The 17,729-nt window shown below is 60.5% G+C and carries 14 protein-coding genes; 3 read left to right on the top strand and 11 right to left on the bottom strand.

Features of this window, described 5'->3' with window-relative positions; all coding sequences use genetic code 11:
* Positions 1-116: 116 nt before the first annotated feature.
* The 3 genes from betA to betI form a co-directional block, all read right to left on the bottom strand.
* Positions 117-1,820 (bottom strand): choline dehydrogenase, encoded by a 1,704-nt coding sequence (gene betA, locus ACA057_RS29245; protein ID WP_497344327.1) that lies wholly within the window; start codon positions 1,818-1,820, stop codon positions 117-119.
* A 150-nt stretch (positions 1,821-1,970) separates the two neighbouring features.
* A complete protein-coding gene (gene betB, locus ACA057_RS29240; protein WP_497344325.1) occupies positions 1,971-3,443 on the bottom strand; it encodes a betaine-aldehyde dehydrogenase in 1,473 nt (490 codons plus the stop codon).
* A gap of 109 nt (positions 3,444-3,552) precedes the next feature.
* Entirely contained in the window at positions 3,553-4,146 is a 594-nt protein-coding gene (gene betI / locus ACA057_RS29235; RefSeq protein WP_010466984.1) for a transcriptional regulator BetI, read from the bottom strand.
* A 380-nt stretch (positions 4,147-4,526) separates the two neighbouring features.
* Between betI and ACA057_RS29230 the strand changes: the two genes are divergently transcribed.
* Positions 4,527-6,476: a BCCT family transporter gene (locus tag ACA057_RS29230; RefSeq protein WP_497350050.1), complete on the top strand. Its 1,950-nt coding sequence runs from the start codon at positions 4,527-4,529 to the stop codon at positions 6,474-6,476.
* 197 nt (positions 6,477-6,673) lie between these two features.
* On the opposite strand, the gene choV is transcribed toward ACA057_RS29230, so the two are convergent.
* The 3 genes from choV to ACA057_RS29215 all read right to left on the bottom strand — a co-directional run bounded on the left by choV (position 6,674) and on the right by ACA057_RS29215 (position 9,722).
* A complete protein-coding gene (gene choV / locus ACA057_RS29225; protein ID WP_401354033.1) occupies positions 6,674-7,852 on the bottom strand; it encodes a choline ABC transporter ATP-binding protein in 1,179 nt (392 codons plus the stop codon).
* Entirely contained in the window at positions 7,849-8,694 is an 846-nt protein-coding gene (gene choW / locus ACA057_RS29220) for a choline ABC transporter permease subunit (RefSeq protein ID WP_497344323.1), read from the bottom strand. The genes choV and choW overlap by 4 nt, the downstream gene beginning before the upstream one ends.
* 77 nt (positions 8,695-8,771) lie before the next feature.
* Entirely contained in the window at positions 8,772-9,722 is a 951-nt protein-coding gene (locus tag ACA057_RS29215; RefSeq protein ID WP_497344321.1) for a choline ABC transporter substrate-binding protein, read from the bottom strand.
* Between the two features lie 436 nt (positions 9,723-10,158).
* Between ACA057_RS29215 and ACA057_RS29210 the strand changes: the two genes are divergently transcribed.
* Together ACA057_RS29210 and gbdR are read left to right on the top strand one after the other, a co-directional pair.
* Positions 10,159-11,535 carry an L-serine ammonia-lyase gene (locus tag ACA057_RS29210; protein ID WP_497344319.1) on the top strand — a complete coding sequence of 459 codons (1,377 nt, stop codon included), beginning with the start codon at positions 10,159-10,161 and terminating at the stop codon, positions 11,533-11,535.
* Positions 11,536-12,057: 522 nt separating this feature from the next.
* Positions 12,058-13,161 carry a choline metabolism transcriptional regulator GbdR gene (gene gbdR, locus ACA057_RS29205; protein ID WP_059407471.1) on the top strand — a complete coding sequence of 368 codons (1,104 nt, stop codon included), beginning with the start codon at positions 12,058-12,060 and terminating at the stop codon, positions 13,159-13,161.
* A gap of 87 nt (positions 13,162-13,248) precedes the next feature.
* Here the strand turns inward: gbdR and ACA057_RS29200 are convergent, their stop codons facing one another.
* From ACA057_RS29200 to cdhC, 5 genes are all read right to left on the bottom strand, one after another.
* Positions 13,249-13,512, bottom strand: a complete 264-nt coding sequence (locus tag ACA057_RS29200) for a hypothetical protein (protein WP_401354025.1) — start codon at positions 13,510-13,512, stop codon at positions 13,249-13,251.
* A 370-nt stretch (positions 13,513-13,882) separates the two neighbouring features.
* The gene (locus ACA057_RS29195) at positions 13,883-15,046 is read right to left on the bottom strand and encodes a gamma-butyrobetaine dioxygenase (RefSeq protein ID WP_497344316.1); all 1,164 of its coding nucleotides are present in this window, start codon (positions 15,044-15,046) and stop codon (positions 13,883-13,885) included.
* A gap of 24 nt (positions 15,047-15,070) precedes the next feature.
* Complete coding sequence (locus tag ACA057_RS29190; protein WP_497344314.1) at positions 15,071-15,547, bottom strand: thioesterase family protein; 477 nt, start codon at positions 15,545-15,547, stop codon at positions 15,071-15,073.
* A 123-nt stretch (positions 15,548-15,670) separates the two neighbouring features.
* Entirely contained in the window at positions 15,671-16,636 is a 966-nt protein-coding gene (locus ACA057_RS29185) for an L-carnitine dehydrogenase (protein WP_461952881.1), read from the bottom strand.
* 138 nt (positions 16,637-16,774) lie between these two features.
* On the bottom strand, positions 16,775-17,662 hold the full coding sequence (gene cdhC / locus ACA057_RS29180) for a 3-dehydrocarnitine:acetyl-CoA trimethylamine transferase CdhC (RefSeq protein WP_017341199.1): 888 nt from the start codon (positions 17,660-17,662) through the stop codon (positions 16,775-16,777).
* Between the last annotated feature and the right edge of the window lie 67 nt (positions 17,663-17,729).

The following is a 17,729-nucleotide window of genomic DNA, read 5'->3' as shown; positions in this document are numbered from 1 at the left end:
ATCGCGAGCAGGCTCGCTCCCACATTTGATCTTGGGTGTTCACACAATTTGTGTCCACTGAAGATCCCCTGTGGGAGCGAGCCTGCTCGCGATGAGCGGACTGCGGTGAAACTGTCTTACTGAGCAGTCAGGCTCACATCCCGCAACGGCTTGCCACGCACTGGCGCGTCGCCGGCGACGAAGTAAGCTGCCTTGCTGCGCGGCAATGGCTGGCGGCCGCGGATCTTGTCGGCGATTTTCTCGGCGATCATGATCGTTGGCGCGTTCAGATTGCCGGTGGTGATGATCGGCATGATCGAGGCATCGACCACGCGCAGGCTCTGCAGGCCGTGAACACGACCTTCCGCGTCAACCACGGCCATTTCGTCGGTGCCCATCTTGCACGAGCAGGACGGGTGGAACGCGGTTTCGGCGTGTTCGCGGATGAACTTGTCGAGTTGTTCATCGGTTTGCACGTCGATGCCGGGGCTGATTTCGCGGCCACGGAAAGCGTCCAGTGCCGGCTGTTGCATGATTTCACGGGTCAGGCGGATGCCGTCGCGGAATTCCTGCCAGTCCTGCTCGGTGGCCATGTAGTTGAACAGGATGCTCGGGTACTCGCGCGGATCCTTGGACTTGGCCTGGATGCGACCACGGCTCGGCGAACGCATGGAACCCATGTGCGCCTGGAAACCGTGCTCTTTCACGCCGTTGCTGCCGTTGTAGTTAATCGCGACCGGCAGGAAGTGGTACTGGATGTTCGGCCAATCGAACTCTTCGCGGGTACGGATGAAACCGCCGGCTTCGAACTGGTTGCTGGCGCCGATGCCAGTGCCGTTGAACAGCCATTCGGCACCGATGGCCGGCTGGTTGTACCAGAGCAGCGACGGGTACAGCGAGACCGGTTGGGTGCAGGCGTATTGCAGGTACAATTCGAGGTGATCCTGCAGGTTTTCGCCGACGCCTGGCAGGTCGTGGACCACCGGGATGTCGAGCTTGTTCAGCAGTTCGGCCGGGCCGACGCCGGAGCGTTGCAGAATCTGCGGCGACGCGATGGCGCCGGAGCACAGCAGCACCTCTTTGCGGGCACGGGCTTCAACGCGCTCTTCAGCGGCACCGATCAGGTAACGCACGCCAACGGCACGCTTGCCTTCGAACAGGATCTTGTCGGTCAGGGCGTGGGTGACGATGGTCAGGGTCGAGCGCTTCTTGGCCGTGTCCAGGTAACCGCGAGCCGTGCTGGCGCGACGGCCGTTCGGCGTCACGGTACGGTCCATCGGGCCGAAGCCTTCTTGCTGGTAACCGTTCAAGTCTTCAGTGCGCGGGTAACCGGCCTGTACGCCTGCTTCAACCATCGCGTGGAACAGCGGGTTGTTGCCGGCTTTCGGCGTGGTCACGCTGACCGGGCCGTCGCCACCGTGGTAGTCGTTCGGGCCGATGTCGCGGGTTTCGGCTTTGCGGAAATACGGCAGGCAGTTCAGGTAGTCCCAGTCTTCAAGACCTGGAAGCTTGGCCCAATTATCGTAGTCCATCGCGTTGCCGCGGATGTAGCACATGCCGTTGATCAGCGAGGAACCGCCGAGGCCCTTGCCGCGACCGCATTCCATCCGGCGACCGTCCATGTGTGGCTCTGGATCGGTTTCGTAGGCCCAGTTGTAGCGACGGCCTTGTAGCGGGAACGCCAGGGCGGCCGGCATTTGCGTGCGGAAGTCCAGACGGTAATCCGGGCCGCCCGCTTCGAGCAGCAGGACGGTGACGCCTTCGTCTTCAGTCAGACGGGCCGCCAGGGTGTTACCGGCCGAGCCGGCACCGATGATGATGTAATCGAATTCTTGGGACATTGAATGCACCCTCTTTGAAGTTGGTCAGGTCAGGCCTGACGAGTGCTGCGCACTCGATCGCCAGCAGGCTGGCTCCCACATTGGAACGCGTACTCCTGTGGGAGCCAGCCTGCTGGCGATGACGGCCTCGCAGGCGAAGCGGATATCGCCTTAGAAAACCGAGGCGTAATCGCCCAGTTCGACCTGTACCGATTTGATGCGTGTGAAGTTGTTCAGCGAGCTGATGCCGTTCTCACGGCCCACGCCCGATTGCTTGTAGCCGCCGACCGGCATCTTCGCGTCGGACTCGCCCCAGGCGTTGATCCAGCAGATACCGGCTTCCAGTTGATGAATCACGCGGTGAGCGCGGTTCAGGTCTTTGGTGACAACGCCAGCGGCCAGGCCGAAGTCGGTGTCGTTGGCACGACGGATCACTTCTTCTTCGGTTTCGTAAGTCAGGATGCTCATCACCGGGCCGAAGATTTCTTCGCGCACGATGGTCATCTCGTCGGTGCAGTCGGTGAACACGGTCGGGGCCACGAAGGCGCCTTTCGCGAATTCGCCTTCGGTCAGACGACCGCCGCCGCACAGCACGCGAGCGCCTTCTTCCTTACCCTTGGCGATGTAACCCAGCACGCTTTCCATGTGGGCGAAGCTGACCAGCGGGCCGAAGTTGGTGTTTTCGTCTTCCGGGTTGCCGACGCGAATGCGCGCAACACGCTCAACGATCTTGGCTTCGAACGCGGCTTTGAGGTGGCTCGGCACGAACACGCGAGTGCCGTTGGTGCAGACCTGGCCGGAGCTGTAGAAGTTGGCCATCATCGCGGTGTCGGCGGCGCGATCGAGGTCGGCGTCGTCGAAAATGATCAGCGGGGATTTGCCGCCCAGTTCCATGGTCACGTCTTTCAGCGACGAAGCGGAAGCGCTGGCCATGACCTTCTTGCCGGTGTCGGTGCCGCCGGTGAAGGAGATTTTTTCGATGCGCGGGTGCTCGGTCAGCCAGGTGCCGACTTCACGGCCGCTGCCAGTCAGTACGTTGAACACGCCCGCCGGAACGCCTGCTTCGGTGTAGATCTCGGCCAGTTTCAGCGTGGTCAGGGAAGTGACTTCGCTTGGCTTGAAGATCATCGCGTTACCGGCCGCCAGGGCCGGTGCGGATTTCCACAGGGCGATCTGGATCGGGTAGTTCCACGCGCCGATACCGGCCACGACGCCCAGCGGCTCGCGACGGGTATAAACGAAAGATGTGGTACGCAGCGGGATCTGCTCGCCTTCGATGGCCGGCACCAGGCCTGCGTAATACTCCAGTACGTCAGCGCCGGTGACGATGTCGACGTACTTGGTTTCGGAGAACGACTTGCCGGTGTCCAGGGTTTCCAGGGCGGCCAGTTCATCGTTGCGCTCGCGCAGGATGTCGACGGCACGGCGCAGGATGCGCGAACGCTCCATGGCGGTCATGGCAGCCCAGATTTTCTGGCCCTTTTCGGCGCTGACCACCGCGCGCTCGACGTCGTCGAAGGTCGCACGTTGTACTTTTGCGAGGACTTCACCGTTAGCCGGGTTGATGGCTTCGAAAGTGGCGTCGCTGCTGGCGTCACTGTAGCCGCCATCGATGTAGAGTTTTTGCAGTTCGAAACGGGCCATATTGTCCTCGCAAGAGCATAAGTGGGTTGGCGGTAACCACTGGGCGTGCCGTGTAGCTCGGGCGGCACGGGTCAGTGGCGGTTCAGGGGCTGAGCGTTTTATGTGTGCTCTAGCTCACCTGCTTGGCCAATTGGAAATCCATGTATTCGTAAGCGATGCGGTGCGCTTGCTCGGTGTCGAAAGCATCGCCCGACAGCGCGCCGCGCAACCACAAACCGTCAATGAGGGCTGCCAGGCCTCGAGCTGCACTGCGCGCGTCATCGAGCGGCAATACACGGCGGAACTGGCAGCACAGGTTGGAATACAGACGGTGATCGTTGATCCGCTGCAACCTGTGCAAAGACGGGTGGTGCATGCTGGTGGCCCAGAAGGCCAGCCAGGTTTTCATTGCCGGGCCATTGACCTGGCTGGCGTCGAAGTTGCCTTCGATAATCACCTGAAGGTGCGCCCTTGGGCTGCTGTCCTCCAGCGCTTGACGACGCGCGGTGACGTTCTCGCTGAGGACACTCATCAGGTACTGCGCCGTGGCAGCGATCAGGCCGTTCTTGTCCTGAAAGTAGTGACTGATGATGCCATTCGAGACACCGGCCAAACGGGCGATCAGCGCAATGCTGGCGTCCCCCATTCCGACCTGATCGACCGCCTGCAGGGTGGCTTCGATCAATTGCTGGCGGCGGATGGGTTGCATACCGACCTTGGGCATCTTGCACATCTCCTTAGGCCTTCCGGCGGACGTAAAACGTCTATCGGATTGAAGGCCAGTCTATTTTGTTTTGATTGAACGTTCAATCAACAAAGAATAAGATCTGCGACAATTCGTCGCGATTTACAGAATTTTCCTACGTGTAAACGGCGATAAACCGGCATCCGAAACTGCTCGAAACCTATACGCACTGGCGTCCCTAGGGGTTCGGGCTTTTTTAGGGGTGTCTTTATATCACCCGCTGGTCGGCTGCCAACTAACCGATTGGTCGGGTATCGCGTTGCCTTGTGTTCTTCTCCCGCACTGCCCGGAGCATCTGTGCCATGAGTTCTGCCTCTCTTATAAAGACCCCGCCCGAGAAGGTGACGGTCAACGGTTGGGTGTTCTACACCTCTACCGCGTTGATTCTGTTGTTGACCGCCATTCTGATCATCGCCCCGCAAGAGGCCGGCAGATTGCTCGGTATTGCCCAGGCCTGGTTGTCCCGCAGCTTCGGCTGGTACTACATGGTGGTGATTGCCGCTTATCTGGTGTTCGTGGTCGGCCTGGCGTTTTCCTCCTACGGCAAACTCAAGCTGGGCAGCAAGGACGATACCCCGGACTTCAGCTACGGCGCCTGGGCAGGGATGCTGTTCTCGTCGGGTATCGGCATCTCGCTGCTGTACTTCGGTGCCTCCGAGCCGCTGGACCACTACTTCAACCCGCCCGAAGGCGTCGCCGCCAGCAACATGGCGGCGCGTCAGGCGGTTCAGCTGACGTTCCTGCACTGGGGCCTGCATGGCTGGGCGATCTACGCCTTGGTCGGCTTGGCCGTGGCGTACTTTGCTTACCGTCATAACCAGCCGCTGGCGTTGCGTTCGGCGCTGTATCCGCTGGTGGGCGAGCGTTGGGTCAAGGGCGCGGCCGGTCATGCGGTGGATGGCTTTGGCATGTTCGTGACCCTGCTGGGGCTGGTGACGAACCTGGGGATTGGTTCGCTGCAAGTGTCTTCCGGGCTGGAAAACCTGTTCGGCATGGAACACAGCAACACCAACCTGCTGATCGTGATCATCGTGATGAGCACCGTGGCGACCATCGCCGCCGTGTCCGGCGTGGAAAACGGCATCCGTCGTCTGTCCAACCTCAACATTGTGTTGTTCAGCGGTCTGCTGATTTTCGTCCTGCTGTTCGGCCCGACCCTGCACTTGCTCAACGGCTTTGTGCAAAACGTCGGTGACTACCTGAACGGCGTGGTGCTGAAGACCTTCGACCTCTATGTGTACGAAGGCGACAGTGAGAAGTCTGACCGCTGGTTGGGCCTGTGGACCCTGTTCTACTGGGCCTGGTGGATTTCCTGGGCGCCATTTGTAGGCATGTTCATCGCGCGTATTTCCCGTGGTCGTACCGTGCGCGAACTGGTGGCCGGCGTGCTGCTGATTCCGCTGGGCTTCACCCTGGCGTGGCTGTCGATCTTCGGTAACTCGGCCCTCGACCTGGTGATGAACCACGGCGCGGTGGAGCTCGGGAAGACGGCGCTGGAACAGCCGTCCATGGCGATCTACCAGTTGCTGGAGCATTACCCGGCGTCGAAGATTGTGATCGGCGTGTCGATTTTCGTGGGTTTCGTGTTGTTCCTGACCCCGGCGGATTCCGGCGCGGTGATGATGGCCAACCTGTCTTGCAAGGGCGGCAACGTCGATGAAGATGCGCCGCACTGGCTGCGGATCTTCTGGTCGGCGGTGATCACCCTGGTGACCATCGGCCTGCTGTTCGCCGGTAACTTCGAAGCCATGCAAACCATGGTGGTGCTGGCCGGTCTGCCGTTCTCGGTGGTGCTGGTGTTCTTCATGTTCGGCTTGCACAAGGCGATGCGTCAGGACGTGCAAATCGAACAGGAGCAAGCGGAGTTGGCTGCACGTGGTCGTCGTGGTTTCAGCGAGCGTCTGACTCAGCTGGACTTGCAGCCGAACCAGTCGATCGTGCAGCGTTTCATGGACAAGCAAGTCAGCCCGGCGCTGGAAGATGCAACGGTGCAATTGCGCGCTCAGGGCCTGGACGTGCAGACGTTGCTCGGTAAGTCGAAGCGGTGCATGGGCGTGCGGATCGAGATGGAAGAGGGCAACCCGTTTGTCTACGAAGTCAGCCTGGATGGTTACCTGGCGGCGGCGAGTGACACGGTGTCGGCCGAAAGTGCCGATGAACCCCGCGCCCGTTACTACCGCGCCGAGGTGTACCTGCACAACGGCAGCCAGGACTACGACTTGATGGGTTTCACCCAGGATCAGATCACCCGTGACGTGCTCGATCAGTTTGAAAGCCATCGGCAGCTCCTTGGCCGGGTTTATAGCTGAGTCATCAAGGACGCGGTGTTTCGATCTGAAGCACCGCGTCGGCTTCATCGCCAGCAGGCTGGCTCCCACAGGAGAATGCATTCCAATGTGGGAGCCAGCCTGCTGGCGATGGGGCCTTTAACTCCAACACGGCATGACCCGATATCCCATAAACAAAAACGCCGCGATCCTCTCGCGGCGTTTTTGTGTGTGTTGCCTTACCCCAGGTTCTTGCCGAGCAGCGCGTGATACAGCTCGCTGTCGCCCAGAATCCCGACCACTTTGTTGTTGTCGTGCAGCACCAGCTTGTTGCCCGTCTGGTAACGAATCTGCAGCGCATCGCGCATGCCGATGTTCGAGTCCACCAGCGTTGGGCGGCGGCCCAAGCCTTCAACCGCCTGCCCTGGAATCCAGTTTTGCAGGTCCAGGCTCGCGCCGTTCTGGCGTGCGCCTTTGATGGTGTTGCCTTCGGCCAGGTCCAGCCACGAATCGCCGCCCGGATCCAGGCATACCGAACCGTTGATGCGTTTGCAGTTGTCCAGGGTGCGCATCAGGCTGCGACCGCAGAGAACGTTCAGCGGGTTGGTGTGGGCCACGAAGGTCCGCACATAGTCGTCCGCCGGGTTCAACACGATTTCTTCAGGCTTGCTGTACTGGATGATCCGACCGTCTTTCATGATCGCGATGCGGCTGCCGAGCTTCAGCGCTTCATCGAGGTCGTGACTCACGAAGACGATGGTTTTGCTCAGCTTGTTTTGCAGTTCCAGCAGTTCGTCTTGCAGGCCTTGGCGGATCAGCGGGTCGAGTGCCGAGAACGGTTCGTCCATCAGCAGAATGTCAGCGTCCATCGCCAGCGCGCGGGCCAGGCCCACACGTTGTTGCATGCCGCCGGAGAGCTCGTCGGGTTTCTTGTTACGCCACTGGGTCAGACCCACCAGCTCAAGCTTTTCATCGACCAGTTTTTTCCGTTCTTTCTCTGGGCGACCCTGCATTTCCAGACCGAAACTGATGTTCTCGCGAACGGTCAGCCAAGGCATCAGGGCGAACTTCTGGAACACCATCGCAATGCGCTTGGTGCGCATCATTTTCAGTTCTGCCGGAGTGCAGGACGCGATGTCGATCTGCTTGCCTTCGTGCTCGACGAACAACTTGCCACGGCTGACGGTGTTGAGACCGTTGATGCAACGCAGCAGGCTGGATTTGCCGGAGCCGGACAGGCCCATCAGCACGCAGATTTCGCCTTTCTCGACGTCCAGGCTGGCCTTTTCAACACCGACAATCTGCCCGGTCTTTTTCAGGATCTGGTCGCGGGTCATGCCTTGATCGAGGAGCTTGAGCGCCTCGCGCGGGTCTTTGGAGAAGATTACGTCGACGTCTTCGAACCGGATAATGCTCATGCGTCACCCCCTACTTTAGCGTCGGGTTGTTTGCAGATACGGTCGAGCATGATCGCCAGCAGTACGATCGCCAGGCCGGCTTCGAAGCCCAGGGCGATATCAGCAGTGTTCAGTGCGTTGACCACGGGTTTGCCCAGGCCATCGGCGCCCACCAGTGCCGCAATCACCACCATCGACAGCGACAGCATGATGCACTGGGTGATGCCGGCCGCGATGCTTGGCATGGCGTGGGGCAGTTCAATCCGTGAAAGCAGTTGACGGCGCGAACAGCCGAAGGCTTTGCCAGCGTCCATCAGTTCTGCGGGAACATCGCGAATACCCAGGTAAGTCAGGCGGATAGGCGCGGCAATCGCGAACACTACCGTTGAGATCAGGCCTGGGACCACACCGAGACCGAAGAGGGTCAGGGTAGGAATGAGGTACACGAACGTCGGCACGGTCTGCATCAGATCGAGCACCGGACGCATCAGTGTGTAGAACATCGGTTTGTGCGCGGCGACGATGCCCAACGGCACGCCGATAAGCACGCAGACCAGGGTAGCGAATAGCACCTGGGCGAGGGTTTCCATGGTTTCCTGCCAGTACCCCAGATTGAGGATGAGCAGGAAGGAGGCAATGACGAAAACGGTCAGGCCCCATTTGCGTTGGATGAAGTGTGCCAGTAGTGCGATGAGGCCGATCAATGCCAGCGGGTTGAACCAGGTCAGCGCAAAAGTCACGCCGTGGATCATCGTTTCCAGTGACACGGCGATTGCGTCGAAGGTGCTGGCGCCGTGTTGCGTCAACCATTCAACGAAGCCCGCGATGTACTGGCCTAAAGGTATTTTCTGATCAATCAGCATGGTAGTGAACGTCCGCATGCAAGGAAATAAACAGCCCGGGCGAGCGAACCCGCCCGGCGTAAGCGATGCTTCCTAATTCAAGGCTGCGCGAGCTTGGCTTTCACGGCCTCCAGGCCTGGTTTACCGTCAATGGTGGTCACGCCAGCGAGCCAGGTATCGAGCACCTGTGGGTTCTTTTTCAGCCAGGCCTTTGCGGCCGCGTCAGGCTTCATTTTGTCGTCCAGGATGTTGCCCATCAGCGAGCTTTCCATGTCGACGGTGAATTCCAGGTTTTTCAGCAACTGACCCACGTTGCTGCATTCCTGGACATACCCTTTGCGAGTATTGGTCGCCACGGTGGCGGCACCAAAGTCGGGGCCGAAGAAGTCGTCACCACCGGTGAGGTATTGGATCTTGAAACGCTTGTTCATCGGATGCGGTGCCCAGCCGAGGAACACCACGGCGGTGTCGCGTTTCTGGGCGCGGTCGACTTGCGACAGCATGCCCGCTTCACTGGACTCGACGATCTTGAAACCGGCGTCTTTCAGGCCGAAGGCGTTCTTGTCGATCATACTCTGAATCAGACGATTGCCATCGTTGCCCGGTTCGATGCCGTAGATCTTGCCGTCGAGTTCTTTCTTGAATTTCGGAATATCGGCGAAGTCATGCAGCCCTTTGTCATACAGCGCTTGCGGTACGGCGAGGGTGTACTTGGCGCCGGTGAGGTTGGTGCGCACGACATCCACGGTGCCGGCATCACGATACGCCTTGATGTCGTTTTCCATGGTCGGCATCCAGTTACCCAGGAACACGTCCATGTTCTTGCCATCCGCCAGGGACTTGTAGGTCACCGGCACGGAAATCATCGTGGTTTTGGTCTTGTAGCCCAGGGCCTGGAGGACGACGCTGGTGGTGGCGGTTGTTGCGGTGATGTCGGTCCAGCCGACATCGGAGAAGTTTACGGTACTGCACTGTGCCGGTTCTGCGGCTTGCGCCAGAAACGGCAGACTTAGCATGGCGGCCAACAACAACGACGGGGAACCTTTCATGGATGGACTCCTTGGTGTTTTTTTTGGCAGTGTTCCGACTGGACCACCGCACTTATAGGTTGCGGTTGGATGGCGTTTTTTTAGACCGCTCTACCACGGCGCCTTGCAATCGAGTCGATACGATCATGTACCAGTGAAAATCTGACGCCTACAGGGGGCGTCGTATCCAGTACAGGGATGGTCGCATCCAGTGTCGGTGACGTCGTTTACAGCTTTTTTCAGCCCCCTTTGTCCCGCTGAACCGCAAAAAAACGGCGAAAACGCAGCGTGGAACGCGCGCGGCGTTCGTGGACAAGAGTGCGTCGGTGTGAGACGTCGAACGACACGGTAAAAGCCTGATGATGCAGCCATACCGGCGGATTGCAGCTTGAGCGTAGCAGCTCCGTCACTGGGCGCTTTTGCGTCCGGAGTTGGCACATCCAGGAGTTCGGCAGTAATGGCTATCAGCGTTTTCGACCTGTTCAAAATCGGCATCGGCCCTTCCAGTTCGCACACCGTGGGGCCTATGCGGGCCGCGGCGCTGTTCGTGCAAGGTTTGCGTGAGCAGGGTCTTTTGGAACAAGTGCGGCGCGTCGAAGTTCAGCTTTACGGTTCGCTGTCGGCCACCGGCATCGGTCACGGCAGCGATAACGCCGTGATCATGGGCCTGATGAGCGAGTGGCCGGACGCGATCGACCCGTCGCAAATCGGCATCCGCATCGAAACCCTTCGCGAAACCCACACGTTGTTGCTCGATGGTCGACTGTCGGTGCCGTTTATCTGGGCCCGGGACATGCGCCTGATCGACGAAAACCTGCCGTTCCACCCCAACGCCATGACCCTGATTGTCGAAGGTGATGACGGCGAACTGCATCGCGACACCTACTATTCCATCGGTGGCGGTTTTGTCGTGGATGAGGCGCAGGCCTCCAGTGGTGTGGTGGATCTGGATCGCACCGTGTTGCCGTACGACTTTTCCAGCGCTGTCGAACTGCTCAGCCTGTGCCAGACGCACAACCTGCGCGTGGCCGAATTGATGATGGCCAACGAGAAGGTCTGGCGCAGCGAAGAGGAAATCCGCGCCGGCCTGATGAAACTCTGGCGGGCGATGCAGGATTGCGTCGATCAGGGCCTCAAGCACGAAGGCATCCTGCCCGGCGGGCTGAATGTGCGTAGACGTGCGGCCAAGCTGCATCGCAGCCTGCAGGAATTGGGCAAACCGAACGTGATCGGCTCGACGCTGAGCGCCATGGAATGGGTCAACCTGTTCGCCCTGGCGGTCAACGAGGAAAACGCTGCGGGCGGGCGCATGGTCACGGCACCTACCAACGGCGCGGCGGGGATCATTCCGGCGGTCTTGCACTACTTTATGAAGTTCAGTGAAGCAGTGACTGACGCCAACGTGGTCGACTATTTCCTGAGTGCGGCGGCGGTGGGGATTCTGTGCAAGAAGAACGCTTCGATCTCCGGCGCGGAAGTCGGTTGCCAGGGTGAAGTCGGTTCGGCCTGCGCCATGGCCGCCGCCGGACTGGCGGAGATTCTTGGCGCTACACCGGAGCAGCTGTGCAACGCCGCGGAAATCGGCCTGGAACACAACCTCGGCTTGACCTGCGACCCGGTGGGCGGGCTGGTGCAAGTGCCGTGCATCGAACGCAATGCGATTGCTGCGGTGAAAGCGATCAACGCGGCGCAGATGGCGTTGCGCGGTGATGGCCAGCACTTTATCTCGCTGGACCGGGTGATCCGCACCATGCGTGACACCGGTGCCGACATGCATGACAAATACAAAGAGACATCGAGGGGTGGGTTGGCTGTAAGCGCGGTTGAGTGCTGAGACCGCATCGACCCTATCGCCAGCAGGCTGGCTCCCACAGTGGATGTGTGTCGACCACACAACCTGTGGGAGCCAGCCTGCTGGCGATAGAGCCAGACCAGTCAAAACTGCGCGCTAAGTGAACACCCGATTCAAAACGCGCCACGTTTTGGCGCGTCGCTTAGAGATAAGCGGCATCCAAACGGACAACGTTCAAAACGGACCCTGACCGTCCATCACCTGTGCTTGCGGTGACACTCTCCAGCAGGTCGCCGCAGGCCTATTCCCACAAGTGCTACCGAATTGCTCAAACCCAACGGGGCAGAGCGATTGCGGCCATTGATGGCACTTATATTCCACCCTTCCTGCGTGTCATATCCAGACACATCGCGACGTCGTTTTCAGGAGTTATTGAACGGCCATTCAATTTTAGGCATGGCAATTGCTCTGTCATAACAAAGCCCGTCTCCCACGCGAGAACGATGGCAATAACAAGAGCCTCCGCCTGAGGCCATCACCCGCTTTGTGTGAGGAGATACCGCGATGACGACGTTCAACTCAGGGGCCCAACCCCAGAACCGTGCGCCTCAATCCATCGGCTTTTTGCTGCTGGACAATTTCACGCTTATTTCTCTGGCCTCCGCCGTAGAACCCCTGCGCATGGCCAACCAATTGTCCGGTCGCGAGCTGTATCGCTGGTCCACACTGACCGTCGATGGCGGTCAGGTCTGGGCCAGTGACGGCTTGCAGATCACGCCCGACTGCTCCATGCACAAAGCACCGCCCCTGGACACCGTGATCGTCTGCGGCGGTATCGGCATCCAGCGCACCGTTACCCGCGAGCACGTCTCATGGCTGCAAAGCCAGGCCCGTCAGTCGCGCCGTCTCGGTGCGGTCTGCACCGGCAGTTGGGCCCTGGCGTGCGCCGGCCTGCTGGACGGCTTCGATTGCAGCGTGCACTGGGAATGCCTGGCCGCAATGCAGGAAGCTTTCCCGCGTGTGGCCATGAGTACTCGCCTGTTTACCCTCGACCGTAACCGTTTCACCAGCTCCGGCGGCACTGCGCCGCTGGACATGATGTTGCACCTGATCAGCCGCGATCATGGACGTGAACTGTCCGCCGCGATTTCGGAAATGTTTGTCTACGAACGCATCCGCAACGAGCAGGATCACCAGCGCGTGCCGCTCAAGCACATGCTCGGCACCAATCAGCCGAAGTTGCAGGAAATCGTCGCGCTGATGGAAGCCAACCTGGAGGAGCCGATCGACCTCGATGAACTGGCGGTGTATGTCGCCGTGTCCCGTCGTCAGCTCGAGCGACTGTTCCAGAAATACCTGCACTGCTCGCCGTCGCGTTACTACCTGAAACTGCGCTTGATCCGCGCTCGGCAGCTGCTCAAGCAAACGCCGATGTCGATCATCGAAGTGGCGTCGGTGTGCGGCTTCGTGTCCACGCCGCACTTCTCCAAGTGCTACCGCGAATACTTCGGCATTCCGCCGCGCGACGAGCGTGTGGGTTCCAACACGACCCAGCAGGTCGCCATGATGCCGTTGCCACAGGCGCTGGTGCTGTCGCCGTTGTCCGGGCCGTTGTCGGCGCTGAGTCAGGCGCGCAATGAGTCGACGTTTGCCAGCGTAAGGCTTTAAACCGAGGCGCCTTCATCGCGGGCACGCCCGCTCCCACAGGGATCACGAATAACCTGTGGGAGCGGGCTTGCCCGCGAAGGCGGTTTATCAGGCGCTACGGCTCTGCTGATACTCCGCCAACGCTGGCAGCAGTTGCTTGTCGATAGCCTGGCGCACGGCGGGCAGGATGGTCGCGCTGCTGGTGTACATCTGCTTGACCATGGTCCGCAGTTCCATTGCCCGTTCGTTGTTCAAACCCCGTACCGCGCATTCGCAGGCCTGCTCAGCAGTTGCACCAGGGGGCACTGCAAATCCTAACGCCTTGAGCTGGCCCAACAGGTCTTCCTGGTCAATCAAATCGGCGTACATCATGACGCAATCCTTCTTCAGGGAACGGTGTCGTGGCTCGATTCTCGTAGGGGTGCGGGGTGGCGGCAAGGACGATTTGTCGCAATGGCCGCAATACCTATGAACAGGTCGTTTTCGGCTAACTTGCGATCGATGCGAGTGGGCACACTGGCGTCAGCTGGCTTCACGAAGGTTTGGTCACCCTCGCGCAACGGCTCCTCAACAGTACCCTCCTCAGCTCCGATCCTGTCACGGCTTGATCGGGGTTTTTTTTGCCTGTGAATCCGGGGGAAATGGGTTGTCTGGGCTGACGCCTTCGCGAGCAGGCTCGCTCCCACATGGGATTGCATTCCACTGTGGGAGCGAGCCTGCTCGCGAAGAACGATGACTCGGTTCAGCGCTGTAGAACGAGGATCCGCGACAACAATTCATCACGGTCGACATAGCAACCCTGGAAATGCCGGGCGCCGGAGGCGGGGTCAAACGCGTTGCGGGCGTGGAGGGTGCGTCGGTTGTCGAAGCACCACAGCTCGCCGGGGTTGAGCCGCGTCATCAGGCGAAACCGTGCCTCGCGGGTCATGGCAATAAAGCGCCGATAAGCGCGATACAGCCTGGGCATCTGTTCCACCGAGGCATCGAACGGGCCGCGCAGGAAGTTCGCCATGCGGATTTCCGACACCTGCCCAAACGCATCCAGGGCGATGATCGGTGCCAGGCAACGGTAGTCGCTGTGGCGGTCCTTGTTGCGGAACTCCACGGGGATTTCACACAAGGCCTGGAACGCCTCGGGATCTTCCTGGCGCAAGGCCTCGGCGATGGCAAAACCGTCGACGAAAATACTCTCGCCACCGTCGGCATCATTGACCAGGCAATGCAGAAACTGCAGCCCCGGTTGCAACTCCCGGGTCGGCAAGTCGCTGTGCAGCGGCAGGTTGAAAGCGGTATAGGCGTTGCTATCGGCATCGGCCTTGGATTGCACGTTGAACAGCACGCCGAAATTGCTCTCGCGGATGAAGGAAATCCGCTGGGCGATCAGCTTCAACGAGCCGGGTTCGGTGGGCACGCCGCGAACCTGGGTCAAGCCGATATCGCGCACGGCCAGCAGCCATTGCAGCAAGGCGTCGGCGTCGTTCATCAGCGCCTGGTATTCGAACACCGGCAGCTGCAAATCACTGTTCCAGAGCCGGGCTTTGGGTTTGCCGGCACGACGTTCCGCGCGGGACTCGTCGTCATAGGCGTGGGCGCGCAACCAGCCTGGATCAAAGCGGCTGAGGTGCCCGTCCTGCCACTGGACGTAGAGGCAACCGTCAGCATCGACGCGGGTCTCGGCCGGCACCAGGGTTTCCGGGACGTCGACGATTTCCAGCACTTGTTCACGGGTCACGGTGTAGACGCAGTGCGGGCACGGGCAGTTGTCCCGCAACCAGCTGTGATGAAAGGGACTGACGCGGTCGTCGGCCCACTTCACCAGAACACGATCCGCCAGGGTCTGCACGCATGTCAGCGCGCTAATCAACGGATAAGTACGGAAGTCGGCAAAAGCGGCGGCGGTGTTCATGGCGATCTCCTTATGCGGTGGTGGCTATTTCGCTGGGGGCAGGGCAATCACGCGGCCGATGTAGGCGGGAGCGGGCAGGTCGGCTTGCTCGGCGACGATGGCTTGCAGTTTGTTCAACGTGTCTTCGCTGAACGGCGTGGATCGCGGCCCGGCGAGGTCGACGTGCAGCAGCATTTGCTCGTTGCCCGCCAGTTCCTTGTCGCCACCGATCAAGTGCAGGCTGTGGTAGAGGTGCAGGCGTTTGCTGTCGTGGCCGATGATCTGGGTGCGCACCTCGACGTCGGCGTCGAGCTTCACTTCGTGTAGGTAATTGAGGTGCAGTTCGAGGGTGAACAACGAGTTGCCGCTGGCTTCGCGGTTGTTGCTGTCCATCCCGAGGCGGTCCATCAAGGCGTCGGTGGCGTAGCTGAAAATCAGCAGGTAGAACGCATCGCGCAGGTGGCCGTTGTAGTCGACCCAGTCGGGGATGATTTTTGTTTGGTAGGTGGTGAGGGTGGGCATGATGTCTTTTCCAACATGGATAGTGTCTGGAATGCCGCTTTCGCCAGCAGGCTGGCTCCCACATTGGAATGCATTCCCTGTGGGAGCCAGCCTGCTGGCGATGGGGCCGGTCCTGCTAGTCGATTACTCGCTGAAGGCCATCCCATGCTTCTCTTTGGTGGTCTTCACCGCCTCCAGCACCGCCAGCAAGCAATCATCACGATAGCGCTCCAGCGCCGAGATGCTGTGTTTGCCGAGCTGATCACTGGTGCCATCGACCACATCATCGATCAACTTGTCGGTCAGCTCCGGCGCTGGCAGGTACGTCCACGGCAACTGCAACGCCGGTCCGAACTGCGCCATGAAGTGGCGCATACCGGCATCGCCACCCGCCAGGGTGTACGTCAGGAAAGTCCCCATGAACGACCAGCGCAGCCCCGCGCCAAAGCGAATGGCATCGTCGATTTCACCGGTGGTCGCCACGCCGTCGTTGACCAAGTGCAGCGCCTCACGCCACAGCGCTTCGAGCAAACGGTCGGCGATGAATCCCGGCACTTCCTTGCGCACATGCAGTGGACGCATGCCCAAGGATTCGTAGACTTTCATTGCCGCCTGCACGGCTTCCGGAGCGGTGTTCTTGCCGCCGACCACTTCGACCAAGGGCAGCAGGTAAACCGGGTTGAACGGGTGCCCGACCACGCAGCGTTCCGGGTGGGTCGAGCTCTCGTAGAACTCGCTCGGCAACAGGCCCGAGGTGCTGGAACCGATCAATGCGTCGGGCTTGGCCGCGGCGCTGATTTTGCTGTGCAGTTCCAGTTTCAGATCCAGACGTTCAGGGGCACTTTCCTGAATGAAATCCGCATCGCGAACGCACTCTTCAATCGTCGCGACAAAGCGCAGCCGATCCTGCGATGCGCCGGGCGCCAGGCCTTGTTTCTCCAGCGCGCCCCAGGCATTGGCGACGCGTTTGCGCAGGGCCGCTTCGGCACCCGGCGCCGGGTCCCAGGCCACCACGTCGAGGCCGTGGGCGAGGGCGCGGGAGACCCAGCCGCTGCCGATTACACCGCTGCCCAATGCTGCGAAGGTTTTGATTTCGGTAATGAAGGTCATGGCAACTTCCTGAAGGAATTCGGTGATCCCTGTAGGGGCGAGGCTTGCCCGCGAAGAGGCCGGTACATCCGACGGATCTCTCACGGCAGGAAATCCGCCTTCGCGGGTAAGCCTCGCCCCTACAGGGTTATGTGTGGTTTAACCGCGCTTTGTCAGGCCCATTTTGGCCCGGCCTTCCGCCGGCGTCAGAACGCGGGCGCCGAGGCGGCTGAGGATTTCCGAGGCGCGTTCCACCAGTTGGCCGTTGGTCGCCAGCACGCCCTTGTCCAGCCAGATATTGTCTTCGAGACCGACCCGCACGTTGCCGCCGAGCAGCACCGCTTGCGCCGCCATCGGCATCTGCATGCGCCCGATGCCGAAGCCCGCCCACACCGCGTTGGCCGGCAAGTTATCGACCATGGCTTTCATGGTGGTGGTGTCGGCCGGGGCGCCCCACGGAATGCCCAGGCACAGTTGGAACAGCGGGTCGTCGAGCAGGCCTTCCTTGATCAGCTGTTTGGCGAACCACAGGTGACCGGTGTCGAAAATTTCCAGCTCGGCTTTCACGCCCAGCTCTTGAATTCGCTTCGCGCCGGCACGGAGTTGCGCCGGCGTGGACACGTAAATGGTGTCGCCGTCGCCGAAGTTCAGGGTGCCACAATCGAGGGTGCAGATTTCCGGAAGCAGTTCTTCGACGTGGGCCAGACGGGTCAACGGGCCGACCAGATCCGTGTTAGGGCCGAACTCCATCGGGTTCTCGCCCGCGCCGATTTCCAGGTCGCCGCCCATGCCGGCAGTCAGGTTGACGATGATGTCGACGTCCGCCTCGCGGATGCGCTCCATCACTTCGCGGTACAGCGCCACGTCACGGCTGAATTTGCCGGTTTCGGGGTTGCGAACGTGGCAGTGGACGACCGTGGCGCCTGCTTTTGCCGCTTCTACTGCGGCGGCGGCGATTTGTTTCGGGGTGACCGGCACGTGTGGGCTCTTGCTGGTCGTGTCGCCAGCACCGGTGAGTGCGCAGGTGATGATGACGTCGTGGTTCATTTGATAGTTCCTTGCAGGCGTGATGGTCCCGTTCGCAGCCCGGTCGGGCTGCGAATCGGTGGTTCGA

It is taken from the genome of Pseudomonas sp. LBUM1661, from assembly GCF_059695925.1.
The sequence above is the reverse complement of the archived record's forward strand: the minus strand, read 5'-3'. Positions and strand labels throughout refer to the sequence as shown.

What these genes read in the sequence shown, in the direction of transcription:
- choV (WP_401354033.1), bottom strand. Translation starts at nt 7,852, where the DNA reads ATGAGCATTATCCGGTTCGAAGACGTCGACGTAATCTTCTCCAAAGAC.
- gbdR (WP_059407471.1), top strand. Translation starts at nt 12,058, where the DNA reads ATGACGACGTTCAACTCAGGGGCCCAACCCCAGAACCGTGCGCCTCAA.
- ACA057_RS29190 (WP_497344314.1), bottom strand. Translation starts at nt 15,547, where the DNA reads ATGCCCACCCTCACCACCTACCAAACAAAAATCATCCCCGACTGGGTC.
- ACA057_RS29215 (WP_497344321.1), bottom strand. Translation starts at nt 9,722, where the DNA reads ATGAAAGGTTCCCCGTCGTTGTTGTTGGCCGCCATGCTAAGTCTGCCG.
- choW (WP_497344323.1), bottom strand. Translation starts at nt 8,694, where the DNA reads ATGCTGATTGATCAGAAAATACCTTTAGGCCAGTACATCGCGGGCTTC.
- ACA057_RS29200 (WP_401354025.1), bottom strand. Translation starts at nt 13,512, where the DNA reads ATGATGTACGCCGATTTGATTGACCAGGAAGACCTGTTGGGCCAGCTC.
- ACA057_RS29195 (WP_497344316.1), bottom strand. Translation starts at nt 15,046, where the DNA reads ATGAACACCGCCGCCGCTTTTGCCGACTTCCGTACTTATCCGTTGATT.
- betI (WP_010466984.1), bottom strand. Translation starts at nt 4,146, where the DNA reads ATGCCCAAGGTCGGTATGCAACCCATCCGCCGCCAGCAATTGATCGAA.
- ACA057_RS29210 (WP_497344319.1), top strand. Translation starts at nt 10,159, where the DNA reads ATGGCTATCAGCGTTTTCGACCTGTTCAAAATCGGCATCGGCCCTTCC.
- cdhC (WP_017341199.1), bottom strand. Translation starts at nt 17,662, where the DNA reads ATGAACCACGACGTCATCATCACCTGCGCACTCACCGGTGCTGGCGAC.
- betA (WP_497344327.1), bottom strand. Translation starts at nt 1,820, where the DNA reads ATGTCCCAAGAATTCGATTACATCATCATCGGTGCCGGCTCGGCCGGT.
- betB (WP_497344325.1), bottom strand. Translation starts at nt 3,443, where the DNA reads ATGGCCCGTTTCGAACTGCAAAAACTCTACATCGATGGCGGCTACAGT.
- ACA057_RS29185 (WP_461952881.1), bottom strand. Translation starts at nt 16,636, where the DNA reads ATGACCTTCATTACCGAAATCAAAACCTTCGCAGCATTGGGCAGCGGT.